Source organism: Pseudomonas sp. GV047, assembly GCF_003058245.1.
In the GTDB taxonomy this organism is placed as follows: Bacteria; Pseudomonadota; Gammaproteobacteria; order Pseudomonadales; family Pseudomonadaceae; genus Aquipseudomonas; species Aquipseudomonas marginalis.
In genome coordinates this window covers 1-18,657 of record NZ_QCWA01000007.1, presented here as the reverse complement: position 1 = coordinate 18,657, position 18,657 = coordinate 1, and the positions used below count along the sequence as shown (strand labels likewise).

Annotated in this window: 16 protein-coding genes and 4 tRNA genes; 2 read left to right on the top strand and 18 right to left on the bottom strand. The window is 61.5% G+C overall.

What is annotated here, in order from left to right; all coding sequences use genetic code 11:
• Positions 1-19: 19 nt before the first annotated feature.
• Both C8K58_RS18835 and C8K58_RS18830 read right to left on the bottom strand, forming a co-directional pair.
• Positions 20-433 carry a GNAT family N-acetyltransferase gene (locus tag C8K58_RS18835; protein ID WP_027604086.1) on the bottom strand — a complete coding sequence of 138 codons (414 nt, stop codon included), beginning with the start codon at positions 431-433 and terminating at the stop codon, positions 20-22.
• 117 nt (positions 434-550) lie between these two features.
• The gene (locus C8K58_RS18830) at positions 551-1,177 is read right to left on the bottom strand and encodes a hypothetical protein (protein WP_027604085.1); all 627 of its coding nucleotides are present in this window, start codon (positions 1,175-1,177) and stop codon (positions 551-553) included.
• Positions 1,178-1,361: 184 nt separating this feature from the next.
• On the opposite strand from C8K58_RS18830, the gene C8K58_RS18825 reads away from it, so the two are divergent.
• Positions 1,362-2,780, top strand: a complete 1,419-nt coding sequence (locus tag C8K58_RS18825) for a DHA2 family efflux MFS transporter permease subunit (protein ID WP_256592529.1) — start codon at positions 1,362-1,364, stop codon at positions 2,778-2,780.
• Between the two features lie 30 nt (positions 2,781-2,810).
• On the opposite strand, the gene C8K58_RS18820 is transcribed toward C8K58_RS18825, so the two are convergent.
• Complete coding sequence (locus C8K58_RS18820; RefSeq protein ID WP_108574060.1) at positions 2,811-3,251, bottom strand: hypothetical protein; 441 nt, start codon at positions 3,249-3,251, stop codon at positions 2,811-2,813.
• A gap of 163 nt (positions 3,252-3,414) precedes the next feature.
• Positions 3,415-3,491: transfer RNA gene (locus C8K58_RS18815), tRNA-Val, on the bottom strand.
• Between the two features lie 184 nt (positions 3,492-3,675).
• On the opposite strand from C8K58_RS18815, the gene C8K58_RS18810 reads away from it, so the two are divergent.
• Positions 3,676-4,959, top strand: a complete 1,284-nt coding sequence (locus tag C8K58_RS18810) for an FAD-binding oxidoreductase (RefSeq protein WP_108574059.1) — start codon at positions 3,676-3,678, stop codon at positions 4,957-4,959.
• 157 nt (positions 4,960-5,116) lie between these two features.
• Here C8K58_RS18810 and C8K58_RS18805 read toward each other — a convergent pair.
• The 14 genes from C8K58_RS18805 to C8K58_RS18740 all read right to left on the bottom strand — a co-directional run bounded on the left by C8K58_RS18805 (position 5,117) and on the right by C8K58_RS18740 (position 18,463).
• A tRNA-Asp gene (locus tag C8K58_RS18805) sits at positions 5,117-5,193 on the bottom strand.
• A gap of 104 nt (positions 5,194-5,297) precedes the next feature.
• Positions 5,298-5,374: transfer RNA gene (locus C8K58_RS18800), tRNA-Asp, on the bottom strand.
• 55 nt (positions 5,375-5,429) lie between these two features.
• Positions 5,430-5,505, bottom strand: a tRNA-Val gene (locus C8K58_RS18795).
• Positions 5,506-5,612: 107 nt separating this feature from the next.
• Positions 5,613-6,377 carry an SDR family oxidoreductase gene (locus tag C8K58_RS18790; protein ID WP_027604081.1) on the bottom strand — a complete coding sequence of 255 codons (765 nt, stop codon included), beginning with the start codon at positions 6,375-6,377 and terminating at the stop codon, positions 5,613-5,615.
• An 11-nt stretch (positions 6,378-6,388) separates the two neighbouring features.
• Positions 6,389-7,600 (bottom strand): O-succinylhomoserine sulfhydrylase, encoded by a 1,212-nt coding sequence (locus C8K58_RS18785; protein ID WP_098479031.1) that lies wholly within the window; start codon positions 7,598-7,600, stop codon positions 6,389-6,391.
• 65 nt (positions 7,601-7,665) lie between these two features.
• The gene (gene purF / locus C8K58_RS18780; RefSeq protein ID WP_027604079.1) at positions 7,666-9,171 is read right to left on the bottom strand and encodes an amidophosphoribosyltransferase; all 1,506 of its coding nucleotides are present in this window, start codon (positions 9,169-9,171) and stop codon (positions 7,666-7,668) included.
• Positions 9,172-9,212: 41 nt separating this feature from the next.
• Positions 9,213-9,770 carry a CvpA family protein gene (locus tag C8K58_RS18775; RefSeq protein WP_003192538.1) on the bottom strand — a complete coding sequence of 186 codons (558 nt, stop codon included), beginning with the start codon at positions 9,768-9,770 and terminating at the stop codon, positions 9,213-9,215.
• Positions 9,771-9,951: 181 nt separating this feature from the next.
• A complete protein-coding gene (locus C8K58_RS18770) occupies positions 9,952-10,611 on the bottom strand; it encodes an SPOR domain-containing protein (RefSeq protein WP_027604078.1) in 660 nt (219 codons plus the stop codon).
• Positions 10,595-11,902 carry a bifunctional tetrahydrofolate synthase/dihydrofolate synthase gene (folC, locus tag C8K58_RS18765; protein WP_108574058.1) on the bottom strand — a complete coding sequence of 436 codons (1,308 nt, stop codon included), beginning with the start codon at positions 11,900-11,902 and terminating at the stop codon, positions 10,595-10,597. The genes C8K58_RS18770 and folC overlap by 17 nt, the downstream gene beginning before the upstream one ends.
• Entirely contained in the window at positions 11,899-12,819 is a 921-nt protein-coding gene (gene accD, locus C8K58_RS18760; protein ID WP_027604076.1) for an acetyl-CoA carboxylase, carboxyltransferase subunit beta, read from the bottom strand. Before accD ends, folC begins: the two co-directional genes overlap by 4 nt.
• Before the next feature lie 246 nt (positions 12,820-13,065).
• On the bottom strand, positions 13,066-13,698 hold the full coding sequence (locus tag C8K58_RS18755; RefSeq protein WP_108574057.1) for a phosphoribosylanthranilate isomerase: 633 nt from the start codon (positions 13,696-13,698) through the stop codon (positions 13,066-13,068).
• Between the two features lie 64 nt (positions 13,699-13,762).
• Positions 13,763-14,587 (bottom strand): tRNA pseudouridine(38-40) synthase TruA, encoded by an 825-nt coding sequence (truA, locus tag C8K58_RS18750; protein ID WP_027604074.1) that lies wholly within the window; start codon positions 14,585-14,587, stop codon positions 13,763-13,765.
• A gap of 140 nt (positions 14,588-14,727) precedes the next feature.
• Complete coding sequence (locus C8K58_RS18745; protein ID WP_108574056.1) at positions 14,728-17,289, bottom strand: FimV/HubP family polar landmark protein; 2,562 nt, start codon at positions 17,287-17,289, stop codon at positions 14,728-14,730.
• 163 nt (positions 17,290-17,452) lie between these two features.
• On the bottom strand, positions 17,453-18,463 hold the full coding sequence (locus tag C8K58_RS18740) for an aspartate-semialdehyde dehydrogenase (protein WP_092354909.1): 1,011 nt from the start codon (positions 18,461-18,463) through the stop codon (positions 17,453-17,455).
• Between the last annotated feature and the right edge of the window lie 194 nt (positions 18,464-18,657).

Genomic DNA, 18,657 nt, shown 5'->3' with positions numbered 1-18,657 from the left:
TTGGATGACGCCCAACATGTCATCCAAGGCGCTTCTGGAAAAAGCAGCGCTGATGACCTGGCGGGTAATCGGCCATATGGCCAAACTCACTGAAGCCTAACTTGCGATAAAACCCAGGCGCCTGGAAGCTGAACGTGTCCAGCCACATACCCACGCACCCCTTAAGCAGGGCCGCCTCTTCAGCAGCCAGCATCAAGCGGGTGCCCATGCCTTGGGCGCGCATCGAATCCGGGATACTCAAGAGTTCTATGAACATCCATCCATAGGAAACTTTACCGTAGAGACCGCCGACCACTTCTTGAGTCACGGGGTCGCGCAGCAAGATTCCGATCGTTTCGAAGGCCATTTCACCGGTATGTCTCAGGTTGTAGCTCCTCAATGGTTTGAGAATTGCCTGGCGATCCTGCTCAGACACGTTGTAAGAAACTTCCATTGCAATCTCCCTTGCAGCGCTCTGTGCTGGATTGAAAAACCGCTCACTATTGGTTGATAAAAAAGGGGCAGCCCATTGGTTGCCCCCAAGTATTCACTCACGCCAGATCGGTTAGCGTCAAAGCTGCTTGAATGTCTCCCGTGACACCTCCAGCAGACCTGCCTCGGTAATTTTCTTCCAATCGCTCTCCGTCACGGCCTGCATGCTCTCGCTTTGACGGGTGACTATATTCATTACCTTTGCGCCTGGAGTTTCAATGCGCAGAAGGGACTTGCTAGTGACGTCAACGGAGAAAAAGCCGGGAGTGAACCAGGACCAGAACTCTACGATATGAACCTTCACCGTCGCCGCATCAGCAGCGCCTGGCTCGCTTACGACGTCATAACCGGCCTGCTTATAGGCCGAGGCTACCGATTCATTGATCAATTGAGAAAGTGTACGGCCTGACGGGAGCAGCACATCGCCAAGCGCCATGCCATACCCGTTACGCTTACGGGCGATGGCGCGCTCAGTGATGGCTCTGTCCGTAACTTCGTTATTCTTCAACGAAGGAATATCCGGACTACGAGGGTCGATTTGAAAGATGCGCTCGTCCACCGTACTGATCAGCACTTTTTTGCCATTGCTGGCAGAGGCTTGCACGTTACTCAACGGCGCAACATTGACATCAATCTCGGACCGACTAGTGGCGCATCCCGCCAGCACCATCAACGCCGCCATTCCCACAGCTAAACGAACACTCATACCTACCACTCCCTCTCGCCGTCATTGGCTTGATCGCAAATCGATCAAAAGCGATTGTACATTCATGATGGCACTTAGACATCTGTCGACCACTTCGGGAAAACCTAACTATCGTCACGTGTGCGCTCAAGCCAGAGCCGGTATCGTTAACCCGAGCGACCATCATCCACCCAGGGGAGCAACGGTGACATCATCCACTCCAGGCACCGCCCTCAGCACGCGAACTCACCTGATCGCCCTGGTGGTCGCCGTAACCTTCTTCATGGAGAACCTCGACGCCACGGTTATCGCCACCGCGCTGCCAACCATGGCCTCGGCCTTTGGCGTGACACCGGTCGACATGAACATCGGCATCACCGCCTATATCCTCGCCGTGGCGATCTTCATACCGCTGTCCAGCTGGGTCGCCGACCGCTTTGGTGCGCGCCGGGTATTCGCTGGCGCAATCATCCTGTTCACCCTCGCCTCGCTGCTCTGCGGGCTCAGCCAAAGTATCGAGATGTTCGTGTTCGCCCGCGTCCTGCAGGGCATGGGCGGCGCATTGATGGTGCCCGTGGGGCGCCTGGCCGTGCTGCGTAATACGGATAAGAAAGACTTGGTGAACATGATCGCGATCATTACCTGGCCCGGCCTGGTCGCGCCGATTCTGGGGCCGCTGGTCGGCGGCTTGATCGTGACGCATGCATCGTGGCCATGGATCTTCTACGTGAATCTGCCGCTGGGTGCGCTGGCATTGGCCGCCGCACTGTGGCTGGTACCGGAAGACCGTGAAGCCAGCGTGCGCCAGTTCGATGCCAAGGGGTTTGTACTGCTGGCAGGCGCCTGTGTGGCCCTGCTGGGCGGGCTGGAATGGCTGGGTAACGAGACCGGTGAACGCCTTATTCCAGGCGCCGTGCTGGTCGCGGCAGGCATCGCGCTGGCAGTGTGGGCCGTGCACCATTGCCGCCATGCCAGCGACCCGTTATTGCCGCTCGAGACCCTGTCCATCGATACATTTCGTGTGAGCATCTATGGCGGCTCGCTGTTTCGCCTGGCCATCAGCGCCCTGCCGTTCCTGCTGCCGCTGCTGTTTCAAGTCGCCTTTGGCTTGTCCCCGGTGGACGCAGGCTTGCTGGTGCTGGCGGTATTCGCTGGCAATCTGGCGATGAAGCCGTTCACCACGGCCATCATGCGCCGCTATGGGTTTCGCCGGGTCTTGCTGGTGAACGGGATAATCGGCGTGGTGTCGATAGCCGCTTGCGCGCTTTTCACGGTGCAGACCCCATTTGTGCTGATCGCGGCCGTGTTGTTTGCGGGAGGGTTGTCCCGCTCGATGCAGTTCACCTGCTACAACTCGATCGGCTTCGCGGATGTGCCCAAACCGCGCATGAGTGAGGCCTCGGCGCTGTTCAGCATGTCATTCCAGCTGGCCATGGGGATGGGCGTAACGGTGGCGGCGCTGCTGCTACGGGCATCCATGACCCTGCAGGGGCATGAGATGCAGGCACAGGTCGGGGATTTTCGCGTGGCGTTCGTCGGCGTGGCGCTGCTGGGAGCGTGGGCGCTGGTGGATGTATATCGCTTGACGGTGGGAGCGGGAGAAAGTGTGTTGAATCGACAGTGAAGGCTGCGACTCAACACACTGTTGCCAGTATCAGGCGGTGGTACTGACCATCGAACCCGACGTGCTGTTGCCCTCATCGGTGACTGCCTGCAACAGTGCGGAAGTCACTGTCTGCAACGCTGCCGCAGTGCCGGCGATCTGCATCTGCGCCGCCGCTACTGCCGCCGCTTTGGCTTCTGCACTCTGGTTGCTGGACTGAGCTTTCTGCAAGGCTTGCTGCTGCGCTTGAAGCTGCTTTTGCAACTGCTCGATCTGCTTCTTCAATTCTTTGACGGTATCGGACTCCTTCGAGAGCGAGGAGGCTTGGCCACCGCCACCGCCACTTACACCTGCCGCACCATTGGAATCAGCGTGCATGTTGACGGTCGTGCCGCCTGCGCTGCTTGTACTTTCCTCGGTCGCGGCAGCCGTCGAGCTGACAGTGCTTGGGGTGCTTGCTACGGAGGCGGTAGTGCTGATGTTGATAAGCATGCCAAGTGTCCGAGAGTAAGAGATTTGCGATCTCTATCGGCCTGGGGGTCGATTACTTTAGGCGGGGGTAGGAAGATTTTCGGGTAGTAATAAATCGCACGAACAAAAAAGGGCCCACCTTTCGGTGAACCCTTCCAGACCGCCCAGCAGAGCGGATTTTGTTTGGTAGGCGCGATTGGACTCGAACCAACGACCCCCACCATGTCAAGGTGGTGCTCTAACCAACTGAGCTACGTGCCTGCTGTGAGGCGGCATTCTACGGAATTCCGGAGGGGTGTCAACATCTTTTTTGCAGCTAACCCTATGAATATGCGAATTATTTATTTGCAGCCGGCGCACCGTACTTTTTGGGGTGGCTGGCAGGCAATTTTCAACTCAGGTAGGATCAGGGCACTCGTAAAAAATATAAAACAGAGGTTCCAGGATGGCGAACACCCCCTACCCCCAGTCGTATTACGCCGCTTCCGCCAATGCCGTTCCGCCGCGCCCAATGTTGCAAGGCGACGTCGAAACCGATGTGTGCGTGATCGGTGCCGGCTATACCGGCCTGTCCAGCGCGCTGTTCCTGCTGGAGAACGGTTTTCGCGTAACGGCGCTGGAAGCCGCCAAGGTGGGTTTTGGCGCGTCAGGCCGCAATGGCGGGCAGATCGTCAACAGCTACAGCCGTGACATTGATGTGATCGAGCGCAGCGTCGGCCCGCAACAGGCGCAGTTGCTGGGGCAGATGGCGTTCGAGGGCGGCAGGATCATTCGCGAGCGGGTCGCCAAGTACCAGATCCAGTGCGACCTGAAGGACGGCGGCGTGTTCGCGGCACTCAACAGCAAGCACATGGACCATCTGGAGTCGCAGAAACGCTTGTGGGAGCGCTACGGCCATACACAGCTGGAGTTGCTGGACGAGCGTCGCATTCGCGAGGTCGTGGCCTGTGACAACTATGTCGGCGGGCTGCTGGACATGAGTGGCGGCCATATCCACCCACTCAACCTGGCACTCGGTGAAGCCGCCGCCGTGGAGTCCCTGGGCGGGACGATCTACGAACAATCGGCGGCGGTGCGCATCGAGCGTGGCGCCAACCCGGTGGTCCATACGGCAGAAGGCAAGGTCAGGGCCAAGTTCATCATCGTCGCGGGCAATGCCTACCTGGGCAACCTGGTGCCGGAGCTGGCGGCCAAGTCGATGCCCTGTGGCACCCAGGTGATCACGACGGCGCCACTCGGGGATGAGCTGGCCAGGACACTCCTGCCGCAGGATTACTGCGTAGAGGACTGCAACTACCTGCTCGACTACTATCGCCTCACCAGTGACAAGCGCCTGATCTTCGGCGGCGGCGTGGTGTATGGCGCGCGCGACCCGGCGAACATCGAAGCAATCATCCGCCCGAAGATGCTCAAGGCCTTCCCGCAACTCAAGGATGTGAAGATCGACTACGCCTGGACCGGCAACTTCCTGCTGACCCTGTCGCGCTTGCCGCAGGTCGGTCGCCTGGGCGACAACATCTACTACTCACAGGGCTGCAGCGGCCATGGGGTGACGTACACCCACCTGGCGGGCAAGGTACTGGCGGAAGCGCTGAGAGGCCAGGCAGAGCGCTTTGATGCGTTTGCCGACCTGCCGCACTACCCATTCCCGGGCGGGCAACTGTTGCGCACACCGTTTGCGGCACTGGGGGCCTGGTATTACGGGCTGCGGGATAAGCTGGGCTTCTGACAAATCAATGGGAGCCGGTTCGCCGGCTCCCGCAAAAAATTACCAAATTGCAGACACAAAAAACCCCGGTCTTTCGACCAGGGTCTTTGCTATCGGATCAAAGTAGCCAGTGGCTTTCTTTGTGCTTCAAGGCGTTCAGTGGGCCTTGAGGTAGATATGGCGCAGCGGACGGGACTCGAACCCGCGACCCCCGGCGTGACAGGCCGGTATTCTAACCGACTGAACTACCGCTGCGTATCGCTTGACCGGCCGAGCAAACCGCCTCAACCGTCCTTGAACATCTGATCGATCAGCTTGGCTGTTCAATCTCAAGCCCGATAAATCGAACCTGGAAAATATGGCGCAGCGGACGGGACTCGAACCCGCGACCCCCGGCGTGACAGGCCGGTATTCTAACCGACTGAACTACCGCTGCGCGTCGGTGCAACCTTTAACGTTGCGTCCTGCCCGAAGGCAAAACTCTCAAGAAGTGGTGGGTGATGACGGGATCGAACCGCCGACCCTCTGCTTGTAAGGCAGATGCTCTCCCAGCTGAGCTAATCACCCTTTGCTTCGTTGAGGCCGCGAAATTTACGCAGGTAGCGGACCTAAGTCAATAGCCTGCTTGAAGTTTTTCTGAAAAAGACAAAATAGCTTCAAGACGGCGACCTGCCCTACTCGCTGTAAATCATCTTCTTGCTCATGCCACCGTCCACCACAAACTCTTGCCCGGTGACAAACCCGGCCTGGCGCGACAGCAACCACGCCACCATCGCTGCCACGTCCTCTACCGTACCCACCCTGCCCGCCGGATGCTGGGCATGATCGGCATCGGTCAAAGGCTCGGCACGCCGCGCAGCTGGATCACGGGCATCGATCCAGCCAGGGCTGACCGCATTCACCCGCACTTCCGGCCCGAGACTGATCGCCAAGGCGTGAGTAAGGGCCAACAGCCCCCCTTTACTCGCCGCGTAGGCTTCGGTATCCGGCTCCGACTGACGAGCCCGGGTCGACGCCAGGTTGACGATGGCCCCGCCGTGGGCACGCAGGTAGGGCGCACAATGCTTGGCCAGCAACATCGGCCCACTGAGGTTAACGGCCAGCACGCGGTTCCAGTAGGCCAGGTCGAGGCTCTCCAGGGTGATATTGTGCGGGTCGGCCACCGCAGCGTTACAGACCAACGCGTCCAGGCGACCGAACTGCCCCAGGACTTCGGCGACCCCCTGGGCCACCTGTTTCTCGTCAGCCACGTCCATGGTGATAAACCAGGCGTTTTCGCCCAGCACCTTGGACACCTTGGAACCGCGCTCGCGGTCGAGGTCGGTCAAGACCACCTGCCAGCCTTCGCTGATCAGCCACGCCGCAATCCCGAGGCCAATACCCCGCGCCGCGCCCGTCACCAGGGCGACGCGCCCATTACTGGCCGCCGCGGCCTCCAGGGACCACTCGATCACAAGGCAGCCAGCCCGCGAGCCAGGTCAGCCTGCAGATCCGCGACATCTTCCAGGCCGACCGCGATGCGGATCAGGCTGTCCCGGATACCGGCCGCCTCACGCTCCTGCGGCGCCAGGCGTCCGTGGGACGTGGTGCTCGGATGGGTAATGGTGGTCTTGCTGTCGCCCAGGTTGGCCGTGATGGAGATCAGGCGCGTCGCATCGATAAAGCGCCAGGCGCCCTCTTTGCCGCCCTTCACTTCAAAACTCACCACGGCGCCGAAACCACGTTGCTGGCGCTGGGCCAATGCGTGCTGCGGGTGGCTCTTGAGGCCGGCGTAATGCACTTTTTCGATACCGTCCTGCTGCTCCAGCCACTCGGCCAGGGCCTGGGCGTTGGCGCAATGGGCCTTCATCCGCAGGCTGAGGGTTTCCAGGCCCTTGAGGAAGATCCAGGCATTGAACGGGCTCAGGGTCGGGCCGGCGGTGCGCAGGAAGCCCACCACTTCCTTCATCTGCTCGCTGCGACCGGCAACCACGCCGCCCATGCAACGGCCCTGGCCATCGATAAACTTGGTGGCCGAGTGCACCACAATGTCCGCGCCCAGCTTCAGCGGCTGCTGCAAGGCAGGCGTGCAGAAACAGTTGTCGACCACCAGCATTGCGCCTTTGGCGTGAGCCACTTCTGACAACGCGGCGATATCCACCAACTCGGCCAACGGATTGGACGGCGACTCGACGAACAGCAGCTTGGTGTTGGACTTGATCGCCGCATCCCAGCCGGACAGATCCGCCAGGGGCACGTAGTCCACTTCGATACCGAAGCGCTTGAAATACTTCTCGAACAGGCTGATGGTCGAACCAAACACGCTGCGCGACACCAGCACGTGGTCACCGGCACTGCACAGGCTCATCACCACCGCCAGGATCGCCGCCATGCCGGTGGCCGTCGCCACCGCCTGCTCTGAGCCTTCCAGGGCCGCGATACGTTCTTCGAAAGCGCGCACAGTCGGGTTGGTGTAGCGGGAATAAACGTTACCCGGCACTTCGCCAGCAAAGCGCGCCGCGGCGTCGGCCGCCGTGCGGAACACGTAGCTGGAGGTGAAGAACATCGGGTCACCGTGCTCACCTTCCGGGGTACGGTGCTGGCCGGCGCGCACAGCCAGGGTATCGAAAGCTACGCCATCGAGGTCGCTGTCCAACCGACCGGCATCCCATTCCTGACTCATGCTGCGACTCCTTACTCAATTCTTTATTTAAGATACAAAACCGGCCCCTCAGGGCCGGTGTCTACTCAGTTGTTGTACAGATCGATGATCGCGCTGACCGCCTGGGTCTTGATCTTCGACGAGTCGTTACGCGCCTGCTCGATCTTGTTCAGGTAGGCCTCGTCGACGTCACCGGTCACATACTTGCCGTCGAACACGGCGCAGTCAAACTGCTCGATCTTGATCTTGCCACCGCCGACCGCCTCGATCAGGTCCGGCAGGTCCTGGTAGATCAGCCAATCGGCGCCGATCAGGTCGGCCACGTCCTGGGTCGTGCGGTTGTGTGCGATCAGTTCGTGGGCGCTCGGCATGTCGATACCGTACACGTTCGGGTAACGCACGGCAGGCGCTGCGGAACAGAAGTACACGTTCTTCGCACCGGCTTCACGGGCCATCTGGATGATTTGCTTGCAGGTGGTGCCGCGTACGATGGAGTCGTCCACCAGCATCACGTTCTTGCCGCGGAATTCCAGCTCGATGGCGTTGAGCTTCTGACGCACCGACTTCTTACGCGCAGCCTGGCCCGGCATGATGAAGGTACGACCGATGTAACGGTTTTTCACGAAGCCTTCGCGGAACTTGACGCCCAGGTGGTTGGCCAACTCCAGCGCAGCAGTGCGGCTGGTGTCCGGGATCGGGATCACCACGTCGATGTCGTGCTCGGGACGCTCGCGCAGGATCTTGTCGGCCAGCTTCTCGCCCATGCGCAGGCGTGCCTTGTACACCGACACACCATCGATGATCGAATCCGGACGCGCCAGGTAGACGTGCTCGAAGATGCACGGGGTGAGTTTCGGCGCGACAGCGCACTGACGAGTGTGCAGCTTGCCGTCTTCGGTGATGTACACCGCTTCGCCCGGCGCGAGGTCGCGGATCAGGGTGAAGCCCAGCACGTCCAGGGACACGCTTTCGGACGCGATCATGTACTCGACGCCTTCGTCGGTGTGACGCTGGCCGAACACGATCGGGCGAATACCGTGGGGGTCACGGAAGCCGACGATGCCGTAGCCGGTGATCATCGCCACAACGGCATAACCGCCGACGCAACGGTTGTGCACGTCGATCACGGCGGCGAACACGTCTTCTTCGGTCGGCTGCAGCTTGCCGCGCTGGGCCAGCTCGTGGGCGAACACGTTGAGCAGCACTTCCGAGTCGGAGCTGGTGTTGACGTGGCGCAGGTCAGATTCGTAAATCTCCTTGGCCAGTTGCTCAACGTTGGTCAGGTTACCGTTATGCGCCAGGGTAATGCCGTAAGGCGAGTTGACGTAGAACGGCTGAGCTTCGGCCGACGTCGAGCTACCGGCGGTCGGGTAACGCACATGGCCAATGCCCATGTGCCCGACGAGGCGCTGCATGTGACGCTGATGGAACACGTCACGTACCAGGCCATTGTCCTTGCGCAGGAATAACCGGCCGTCGTGGCTGGTCACAATACCGGCAGCGTCCTGGCCGCGGTGCTGGAGGACGGTTAGCGCGTCATACAGCGCCTGATTGACGTTCGACTTACCGACGATACCGACGATGCCACACATGCGACGCAACCCCTACTTAATGAATCTTGACTGAACACAACTTACTGCGGCGTTTTGGCCGGCAAGAGGTGTTCCTTGAACGGAAGATCAGCGGGTACGCTGATTCCGCTGGCCAGCCACTGACTGCTCCACCCCAATATGAGGTTCTTGGACCAATCTGCAACCAATAGAAATTTTGGCACGAGTACCGACTCCTGCCACCACGAATCCTGCTGTACCGGCCCCAGGCTCAACAGCCCGACCGCCACGACCACCAGCAACGCACCACGCGCGGCACCGAAGGCCATGCCGAGAAATCGATCGGTCCCGGAGAGGCCGGTGACACGTATCAACTCGCCAATAAGATAATTGACCATTGCCCCCACCAGCAGCGTGGCGATGAACATGATGGCGCAGCCCGCGATGACGCGAGCCGAAGGTGTCTCGATGTATCCGGCCAGGTAGACCGACAACGAACCGCCGAACATCCAGGCTACGACTCCTGCGATGATCCAGGTCAGCAACGACAATGCTTCTTTTACGAAGCCGCGGCTTAGACTGATCAAAGCGGAGATGGCGACGATTGCAACGATCGCCCAGTCAACCCAGGTAAATGGCACGTTTGAGCCTACGGACGGATAAGGCGGCGCATTTTAGCAGAGCGTCGGGCTGTCGGTAAGCTGTGATTGCGGCTGCTTTGCAAATCAATAGTTTGTGGCGAGCCAGCCGGATTTCAACCCCACTGCAAAACCAATGTGGGAGAGGCTTGCCCCCTCCCACCTTGGATTGCATTCCACGGACTCAGCCGCGCTCAGGCTGGAAGCGGGTCACGAAGCCCTTCAGGTTTTGCTGACGGTCCAGCAAATCCCGCAGCCGATCCGCCTCGGCGCGCTCGATCAGCGGCCCGATAAACACCCGGTTCTTGCCGTCGGCGCTACGGATATAGGCATTGTAGCCCTGGGCACGCAGCTTCTTCTGCAAGGCGTCGGCGCCTTCACGGTTGCCCAGGCTGGCCACCTGGATCGACCAACTGATCGGCAGACCATTCGGGTCGATACGGCTTTGCCCAACATCCGGCTTGCCCGGCGCAGCAGGCTGTGGCGCTACAGGCTTGGGCGCAGGCGCAGGTGTCGCCGGCTTGGCGGCGACCGCCGGAGCAGGTGTCGGTTTGACCACCGGCACGCTTGGCTGCACCGGCATCGACGGCGCCTGCTGCGCGGCCACCTCATCATCGGTCGGCACCGGCTCTTCTTCCGGCAACGCCTGCGGCTCAGGCACCACCACCGGCTCCACCTGCACTTGGGGCACTGCCGGTGCCTGGGGCGCAGCCGGAGCCTCGACAACCACCTGGCGCTGCTCGTCCTGGCGGGAAAACAGCATCGGCAGGAAAATCACCGCCAATGCCACCAGCACCAGGGCTCCAACCATTCGCTGCTTGTATGCGCTATCCAGTAATGCCATGTGCAGCTTCCTCCGTGGAGCGCCGGGCCAACCACTCAAGCGCCTCGGCAACACAATAAAATGATCCGAACAACAGAATCTCGTCCTCGGCCGTCGCTACCGCGCACTGCGCCTCCAGGGCAGCAGTCACGCTTGCATACGACGCCACCGGCGCACCAAGGTTCTGTAACACGATCTCAAGTTCATGGGCCGGACGGCTGCGGGGCGTATCCAGCGGCGCTACCGCCCAAGCCTGGACGCTGTCCAGCAACGGCGCAACCACGCCCTCCAGGTCCTTATCGGCGAGCAAACCGAATACAGCCAGGCGACGCCCTACCGGCGGCGTGCGTGCCAGGCGCTTGGCCAGGTATTGCGCTGCATGGGGGTTATGCCCCACATCCAGCAGCAGGTTCAGGCGCTTGCCGTGCCAGTCGAACGCCCGGCGATCCAGGCGTCCCACCACGCGAGTCGCCAGCAACGTCGCAGCAATCTGCTCAGCCTGCCAAGGCAGGTCCAGCAACAGATAGGCTTGCAGCGCGAGTGCGGCGTTCTCCATCGGCAGGTTCAGCAAGGGCAGATCACGCAGTTCCACAGCCTGCCCATGGGCATCCCGGCCGCACCACTGCCAGTGCCGGTCACCGATTTCAAGATTGAATTCGCGGCCACGCAGGAAGAATGGGCAGCCCAGCTCACGCACCTTGTCCAGCAAAGGCTGCGGAGGATCCAGGTCACCGCACAGCGCAGGCTTGCCCGGGCGGAAAATCCCGGCCTTTTCATAGGCCACGGACTCGCGGGTATCCCCCAGGTAGTCGGCATGGTCCACGCCAATACTGGTGACCAGCGCCAGGTCGGCATCCACCACGTTGACAGTGTCCAGGCGCCCGCCCAGGCCCACTTCCAATACGACCACATCCAGCTGCGCACGCTCGAACAGCCAGAACGCCGCCAGGGTGCCCATTTCGAAGTAAGTCAGGGAAATCTCACCGCGCCCGGCATCAAGTGCGGCGAAGGCTTCGCAGAGTTGCTCATCGCTGGCTTCGACACCATTGAGTTGCACCCGCTCGTTGTAACGCAGCAAGTGCGGCGAGCTGTACACGCCGACTTTCAGCCCCTGGGCCTGCAGCAGCGCGGCAACAAAGGCACAGGTAGAGCCCTTGCCGTTGGTGCCGGTCACCGTGATCACACGCGGCGCCGGCCGGCCCAACCCAAGGCGGGCCGCTACCTGTTGCGAGCGCTCCAGGCCCATGTCGATGGCGGACGGATGCAACTGCTCGAGGTAGGCGAGCCATTCGCCCAGGGTACGTTGGGTCATAGGTTCGCAGGCACCGGCGGCACAACGATCGGCTCGACTTTAGGCGCGACGTAAACAGGTGTCGGCAGGCCCATCATCTGCGCCAGCAGGCTACCCAGGCGTGGACGCAGCTCACCGCGCGGAATGATCAGGTCGATTGCGCCGTGCTCCAGCAGGAACTCGCTGCGCTGGAAGCCTTCCGGCAGTTTTTCGCGCACGGTCTGCTCGATCACGCGCGGGCCGGCAAAGCCGATCAACGCTTTCGGCTCACCGACGATCACGTCGCCGAGCATCGCCAGGCTGGCGGAAACGCCGCCGTAGACCGGGTCGGTCAGCACGGAGATGAACGGAATGCCTTCTTCGCGCAGACGCGCCAGCACCGCAGAGGTCTTGGCCATTTGCATCAGGGAGATCAACGCTTCCTGCATCCGCGCACCACCGGAGGCGGCGAAGCAGATCATCGGGCAACGGTTTTCCAGGGCGTAGTTGGCGGCGCGCACGAAGCGCTCGCCGACGATGGCACCCATGGAGCCGCCCATGAAGGAGAACTCGAACGCCGACACTACCACCGGCATGCCCAGCAGCTTGCCGCTGACGGAAATCAACGCGTCCTTCTCACCGGTCTGCTTTTGCGCAGCGGTCAGGCGGTCCTTGTACTTCTTGCCGTCGCGGAACTTGAGACGGTCGACCGGCTCCAGGTCGGCGCCCAGCTCGTTACGGCCGTCGGCGTCGAGGAAGATGTCGATGCGGGCGCGGGCGCCGATACGCATGTGGTGGTTGCACTTGGGGCAAACATCCAGGGTCTTTTCCAGCTCGGGGCGGTACAGCACCGCGTCGCAGGATGGGCACTTGTGCCACAGACCTTCAGGAACCGAGCTTTTCTTCACCTCGGAACGCATGATCGAAGGGATCAGTTTGTCTACTAACCAGTTGCTCATGCTTTCTTTCTCCAGTACCGGTGGCTTGAACACAGCCCCGCGTATGCCCTTGAGCTAAATTCATATGTGGCGATGACGCAGGCTGGACGGGGTCAGACGTTCGACCTGCCATTTCCAGCCTGCATCCTCAGCCTTCCAGACAACCTGCCAGTGCAGGTTGCCACTTCATTATTTCCGGGCCGCCCTCAGGCGACGCCGCGCTGTTTTACACAGCGGTAGTTATGGACGGCGGCAGACTGCCAGCCGTCACATCCCGTCACTGCTGTTGCGCACCGCGTGCATGAATGCGCGAATCCTGTCGTGATCCTTGATGCCCTTGCCTTGCTCTACCCCACCGCTGACATCCACGGCATACGGCCGGACCTGTTGAATCGCCGCACCGACATTGCCAGGGTTGAGCCCCCCGGCCAGGATGATCGGCTTGCTCAATCCTTCGGGGATCAGCGACCAATCGAACGCTTCGCCGGTACCACCGGGTACGCCTTCGACATACGTGTCCAGCAGAATGCCACGCGCGCCGGAATAGGCAGCGCAGGCCCTCGCGATATCGTCACCCGCCTTGACCCGCAACGCCTTGATATACGGGCGTTGGTAGCTTTCACATTGATCCGGGGTTTCGTCGCCGTGAAATTGCAGCATATCCAGCTGCACGGCATCCAGGGTTTCATTGAGTTCGCAGCGGCTGGCGTTGACGAACAAGCCCACGGTGGTCACGAACGGCGGCAGCGCCGCAATGATCGCCCGCGCCTGCAACACATTCACCGCCCGCGGGCTCCCGGCATAAAACACCAGGCCAATGGCATCCGCCCCCGCCTCGACTGCCGCCAGCGCGTCTTCTATGCGGGTAATCCCGCAAATCTTGCTGCGAACGGCAGGCATGTCGTAGAAACCTCAGGGGTTGGACCGATAAAGTCCCGGATGGTAACAAAAGCTTTTCCGGGCGTCAGCCGCCAAGTTCACTGAACCCTGTGAGGAAGTGTGGCCCGATGAAACGCTGCGGCAGTTCGAACTCGTCGCGGTACTCCACATCCACCAGGTACAGGCCAAACGGATGCGCCGTGACGCCGCCCGTGCGGCGGATGCGGCTTTCCAGCACTTCCCTGGCCCATTCCACCGGGCGCTCGCCGGTGCCGATGGTCATCAATACGCCCGCAATGTTGCGCACCATATGGTGCAGGAAGGCGCCGGCGCGGATGTCCAGCACAATCATCTTGCCGTGGCGAGTCACCCGCAGGTGGTGGACTTCCTTGATCGGCGACTTGGCCTGGCACTGGCCGGCACGAAACGCACTGAAATCATGCACCCCTACCAGATGCTGCGCAGCCTCGGCCATGCGCTCGGCATCCAGCGGACGGTGGTTCCAGGTGATTTCTTCGTTGAGGTGCGCGGGACGGATCTGGTCGTTGTAGATCACATAGCGATAACGCCGGGCAATCGCCTTGAAGCGCGCATGAAAGTGCGCAGGCATGACCTTGGCCCAACTGACGCTGACGTCATGGGGCAAATTGATATTGGCACCCATCACCCAGGCCTTCATCGTGCGTTCGGCCTGGGTATCGAAGTGCACCACCTGACCGCAGGCATGCACACCTGCATCGGTACGCCCGGCGCACATCAACGACACCGGGGAGTCAGCCACTTTCGACAGCGCCTTCTCCAGGGTTTCCTGCACCGTCAGCACGCCTGACGCCTGGCGCTGCCAGCCGCGATAGCGCGAGCCTTTGTATTCCACGCCGAGGGCGATGCGGTAAAAGCCAGCGGCCGCCATTTCGGCGGCCGGGTTATCTATATTTGCCAAGAACTGAGAGCCTGATGAGTTGCGCGAAGGCGGCCATTATAAATGCGCCAGCTGCGTGGCGTGCGCTTTTGTTGGGGATTGACCTTCCCACACCGCACCGGCATCGACCTTCAGATTTTGCCGAGCATTTCCTTGGCCTCGCCGCGCTGCGCCTCATCACCTTCGGTGAGCACTTCGGAGAGGATGTCCCGCGCGCCGTCGGCATCCCCCATGTCGATATAGGCCTGGGCGAGATCGAGCTTGGTGGCCACTTCATTCGTACCGGACAGGAAATCGAACTCCGGCTCATCATCGCCCAGCGCCGCGTCCTCGGCGGTAAAGGAGGGTTCGATGGGCGGACTTTCCAGGCTCTGGGACAGGCGATCCAGCTCGGCGTTGACATCGTCCAGCTCCGAAGCGAAGGCATCCGGCTTGGCGGCTGCTTCTGGCTCATCCGCCAGGGACAGGTCGAAATCCTCCGGCAAATCGAAGTCATCCAGCGCCGATGGGGTCAGCGTCGGCGGCTCCACGGCAGACACATCCTTCATCTGGTCCTCAAGACCGGAAAGGAAGTCGTCGTCGGACTGCTCGGACGCCGGGTCATTCAGTTGCAGGTCCAGGTCGAAGTCCGACAGGTTTTCCTCGCCGGCCTTGGGCGCCGATTGCTGTTCCAGGAGCGCTGCAAACGTCTGTTCGTCGTCCAGGCTGGCTGGCGAAGCCGCCTCCAACTCATCCAGGCTCAGGTCGAAATCGGTGTCGAGTGCATCGGGCTCGGTGGCCGGGACGGCCGGTTTGTCTTCCAGCAGGTCCTTGACGTACTGCGCGTCGAGGGCCGCGGCGGCAACCGCGGCACTGACGCCCGCCGCCAATACCGCCATCGCAGGAAAGCGCGACTTGAGCTGCTCGACCTGGGCATGGTTTTCACCATTGGCCACCAGTTGACGCTCCTGGGTCACGAAACCGTCCTTGTCGCTTTGCAGGCCGTAGACTTCCATCAGCTTCAACCGCAGGTCGCTGCGCTTGGGCTCGTGCTTGATCGCTTGCTCCAGCACATCGGCGGCCTGGTTCAGATGACCACGGTCGATATGGGACTGGGCTTGCGCCAGGGCATCGTTGGCGTTTTGCGGGGCCACGGCAGCGGCCAGCGGCGCGAGCACGGAGGCAACCGTCGGAACCGCTACCGCCGGCGCAACCACTGGAGCAGGTGCCGGAGCGGCTGCCAGCTTGACGTTCGGCGGCGGCACTTCGAGGCCTTCGAAACTGTCCGACGGCAGGTCCTGTTCGATGTTCGAGGTAAATTCCGGCTCTTCAGCCAGCGCCCGCGCCATGCGCAAGTGCTTCTCCTCTTCACGACGGGCGTTGCGATGGCGCGCCCACAGCAGCAGGAGCAGCAACACCACCAGGCCAGCCGCGCCGCCGATCACACCGAGGACAACCGGGTTGGTCAGCAGATCATTGAACTTGCCTTCGGTGGTGTCAGGTGCGGCGGCCGGTTTAGCCGCCTCAGGTGCCGGCGCCGCCGGGGTTGGGGTTGGCGCGGCGGGCTGTGCAGCGGGTGCTGCCGGCGTGGCGGCCGGGTCGCTTGCCAGCTGTGCGGGCATCGCTGCCGTCGCCGCTACGGCCGGGTCGCCTTTTTCTGCCTGCAAACGGGCCAGTTGATCGTTTTTCAGTTGAATCAACTTTTGCAGTTTATCCAACTGGCTTTGCAGATCTGCGGCACGGCTCTTGAGCTCTTCGTTATCGCGGCGAGTGGTGTCCAGTTGCTCCTGGGTCATCGCCAGCTTGTCGCTCAGGACCTGGCTGTCGCCGGCCTTGCCCTTGCCGCCTTTCCTGGCTGCTTCAGCCGAGACCAGGCTCAGGTTGTCCTGGGCATTGGTGGTCGACGGCGCGTTGCCGGCCTGGGCACGCTTGGTGGCGTCCAGTTGCTGCTTGCCGGCCGCCTGATTGGTAGCCCCGCGTCGACCCTGGCGCCAGGCGGCATTTTGTACCCTCACTTCGGCGATTGCCTGAGGTTGCGGCAACGCCGTGCTTTGTACGGTGTCCGGCAGGCGCAGCACCTGGCCGGTTTTCAGGCGGTTGATATTGCCGTCGACAAAGGCGTCGGGGTTGAGGGCCTGAATGGCCAGCATGGTCTGCTGCACCGAGCCGCCATTGCGGTGCTTCTGCGCAATTTCCCACAGGGTGTCGCGGGACGTGGTGGTGTGCTGGGCCGGCTTGCTCACAGCGGGCGCAGTGCGGGCGGGCGCTCCCACGCGTGGTGCAGGTGCTGCGGGGGTCGAAGTCGACTGGTCGAACTTGGCAGGGTCGAGCAACACGCTGTAGTCGCGCATCAGGCGGCCATTGGGCCATTGCACCTGCAGCAGGAAACGTACGTAGGAATCCGGCAGCGGCTTGCTGGAGGTGACGCGCACCACGCTGCGACCACTGGGATTGATGACCGGGGTAAACGTCAGGTCATCGAGAAACGCCTGGCGATCGACGCCCGCGTCCACGAACGCCTGGGATGAGGCCAGGCTCGGGGTGATCTCGGACGCCGTGAGGCCACCGACATCGAGCAATTCGATTTCCACCGACAACGGCTGGTTCAACTTCGATTTAAGGGTCATTTCCCCCAGCTGCAGCGCCTGCGCCATACCGGAGGACAGCGCCGAGGCGGCCGCTATTGCTAACACCAGTTTGCGAACTTGAACCATAGCCTCATCCTTTGTTTGAACACTCCCCGGCCTGCGAGAAGGTTGGTAACCGCTTGCCATAAGGCATGGCGAGCCGATAGGTCACCGACGCGCAATTGTTCCTGCTTGGGGCCAAGCATAGCGCCTGGTTAGAATCAATCTACAAATTGCCGCCAAGTATCTTTTACGCAAGGCGTTTTATCAACAACTGCGCCAGTTGCACGGCGTTAAGGGCGGCGCCCTTGCGTACGTTATCTGACGTCAGCCACAGATTTAGTTCAGCCGCGTCATCCACTCCTGCGCGCACCCGGCCTACATAGACCACATCCTGGCCGACTGCGTCGCCCACGGCTGTAGGGTAATCCCCCTCTTCTACCAGCTCGATACCGGGCGCGGCCTCCAATGCGCGGTTGACGGCGGTAAGATCGACCGCCGCGCCCAATTGCAACGACACAGTCAGGCTATCGCCAAAAAACACCGGGGCTTGAACGCAAGTTGCGGAAATCTTTAGCAAAGGTAATTCCAGGACTGCGCGCAGCTCGTGAACCAGGCGCTTTTCCAAGGCGGTATGCCCTTGGGCGTCTGGCGTGCCGACTTGTGCCAACAAGTTGAAGGCCATTTGCCGGTCAAAGAACTTAGGTTCCAGAGGGCGCACGTTCAGGAGCTCGGCGGTCTGACGGGCCAATTCGCTGACGGCTTCGCGGCCCTGGGCAGACACTGCCAGGCTGGCAGTGACGGCGACACGCTGGATGTCCAGCAAGCCGCGCAACGGCGCCAGCACCACCGCCAGGTTGGTGGCGGACGGGCTCGGGCTGCCGAGCTGGAACGGTTTTTCCAGGCCGTCGAGGACATGGGCATTGGCTTCCGGCACCACCTGGGGCGCCTGCTCGGCGGGCAAGGCTCCCGACAAGTCGATCACCGAGCAACCCGCCGCCGTGGCTCGCGGCGCGAAGCTCAGGGTGACTGCCGGGCCTGCGGCGAAGAAGGCCAGTTGCGCCTTGCTGAAATCGAATTCGTCGACCTCCTTGACCCGTACGTTCTTGCCGCGAAACGGTACCGAGGCGCCAGCAGAGTTACTGCCCGCCAGCAGGTACAGGGTGCCCACCGGGAATGCCAGCTCTTCGAGAATCTGCACCAGGGTTTCGCCGACCGTACCGGTGGCACCGATCACGGCAATTTCAAAGGTCTGGGTCATGGGGGCTGCCTCGGGCATTGCGGGGGGAGCGGCACTTTACCGGGTGGCCGGGAGTGAGGCAATTAACCTGGGGCTGGTGGAGTGGCTGATGGCGCTATCGGGGTGTAGAACCGTAGACATCGTTTACATCTGAAACCGGGGACATCGTTTACACATTTGAGGCCTGGACGCGGGTCATACCTCGTCCAAGCCTC

What these genes read in the sequence shown, in the direction of transcription:
- C8K58_RS18835 (WP_027604086.1), bottom strand. Translation starts at nt 433, where the DNA reads ATGGAAGTTTCTTACAACGTGTCTGAGCAGGATCGCCAGGCAATTCTC.
- C8K58_RS18830 (WP_027604085.1), bottom strand. Translation starts at nt 1,177, where the DNA reads ATGAGTGTTCGTTTAGCTGTGGGAATGGCGGCGTTGATGGTGCTGGCG.
- C8K58_RS18820 (WP_108574060.1), bottom strand. Translation starts at nt 3,251, where the DNA reads ATGCTTATCAACATCAGCACTACCGCCTCCGTAGCAAGCACCCCAAGC.
- C8K58_RS18810 (WP_108574059.1), top strand. Translation starts at nt 3,676, where the DNA reads ATGGCGAACACCCCCTACCCCCAGTCGTATTACGCCGCTTCCGCCAAT.
- C8K58_RS18785 (WP_098479031.1), bottom strand. Translation starts at nt 7,600, where the DNA reads ATGAGTCAGGAATGGGATGCCGGTCGGTTGGACAGCGACCTCGATGGC.
- purF (WP_027604079.1), bottom strand. Translation starts at nt 9,171, where the DNA reads ATGTGTGGCATCGTCGGTATCGTCGGTAAGTCGAACGTCAATCAGGCG.
- C8K58_RS18770 (WP_027604078.1), bottom strand. Translation starts at nt 10,611, where the DNA reads ATGGCATTACTGGATAGCGCATACAAGCAGCGAATGGTTGGAGCCCTG.
- folC (WP_108574058.1), bottom strand. Translation starts at nt 11,902, where the DNA reads ATGACCCAACGTACCCTGGGCGAATGGCTCGCCTACCTCGAGCAGTTG.
- accD (WP_027604076.1), bottom strand. Translation starts at nt 12,819, where the DNA reads ATGAGCAACTGGTTAGTAGACAAACTGATCCCTTCGATCATGCGTTCC.
- C8K58_RS18755 (WP_108574057.1), bottom strand. Translation starts at nt 13,698, where the DNA reads ATGCCTGCCGTTCGCAGCAAGATTTGCGGGATTACCCGCATAGAAGAC.
- truA (WP_027604074.1), bottom strand. Translation starts at nt 14,587, where the DNA reads ATGGCGGCCGCTGGCTTTTACCGCATCGCCCTCGGCGTGGAATACAAA.
- C8K58_RS18745 (WP_108574056.1), bottom strand. Translation starts at nt 17,289, where the DNA reads ATGGTTCAAGTTCGCAAACTGGTGTTAGCAATAGCGGCCGCCTCGGCG.
- C8K58_RS18740 (WP_092354909.1), bottom strand. Translation starts at nt 18,463, where the DNA reads ATGACCCAGACCTTTGAAATTGCCGTGATCGGTGCCACCGGTACGGTC.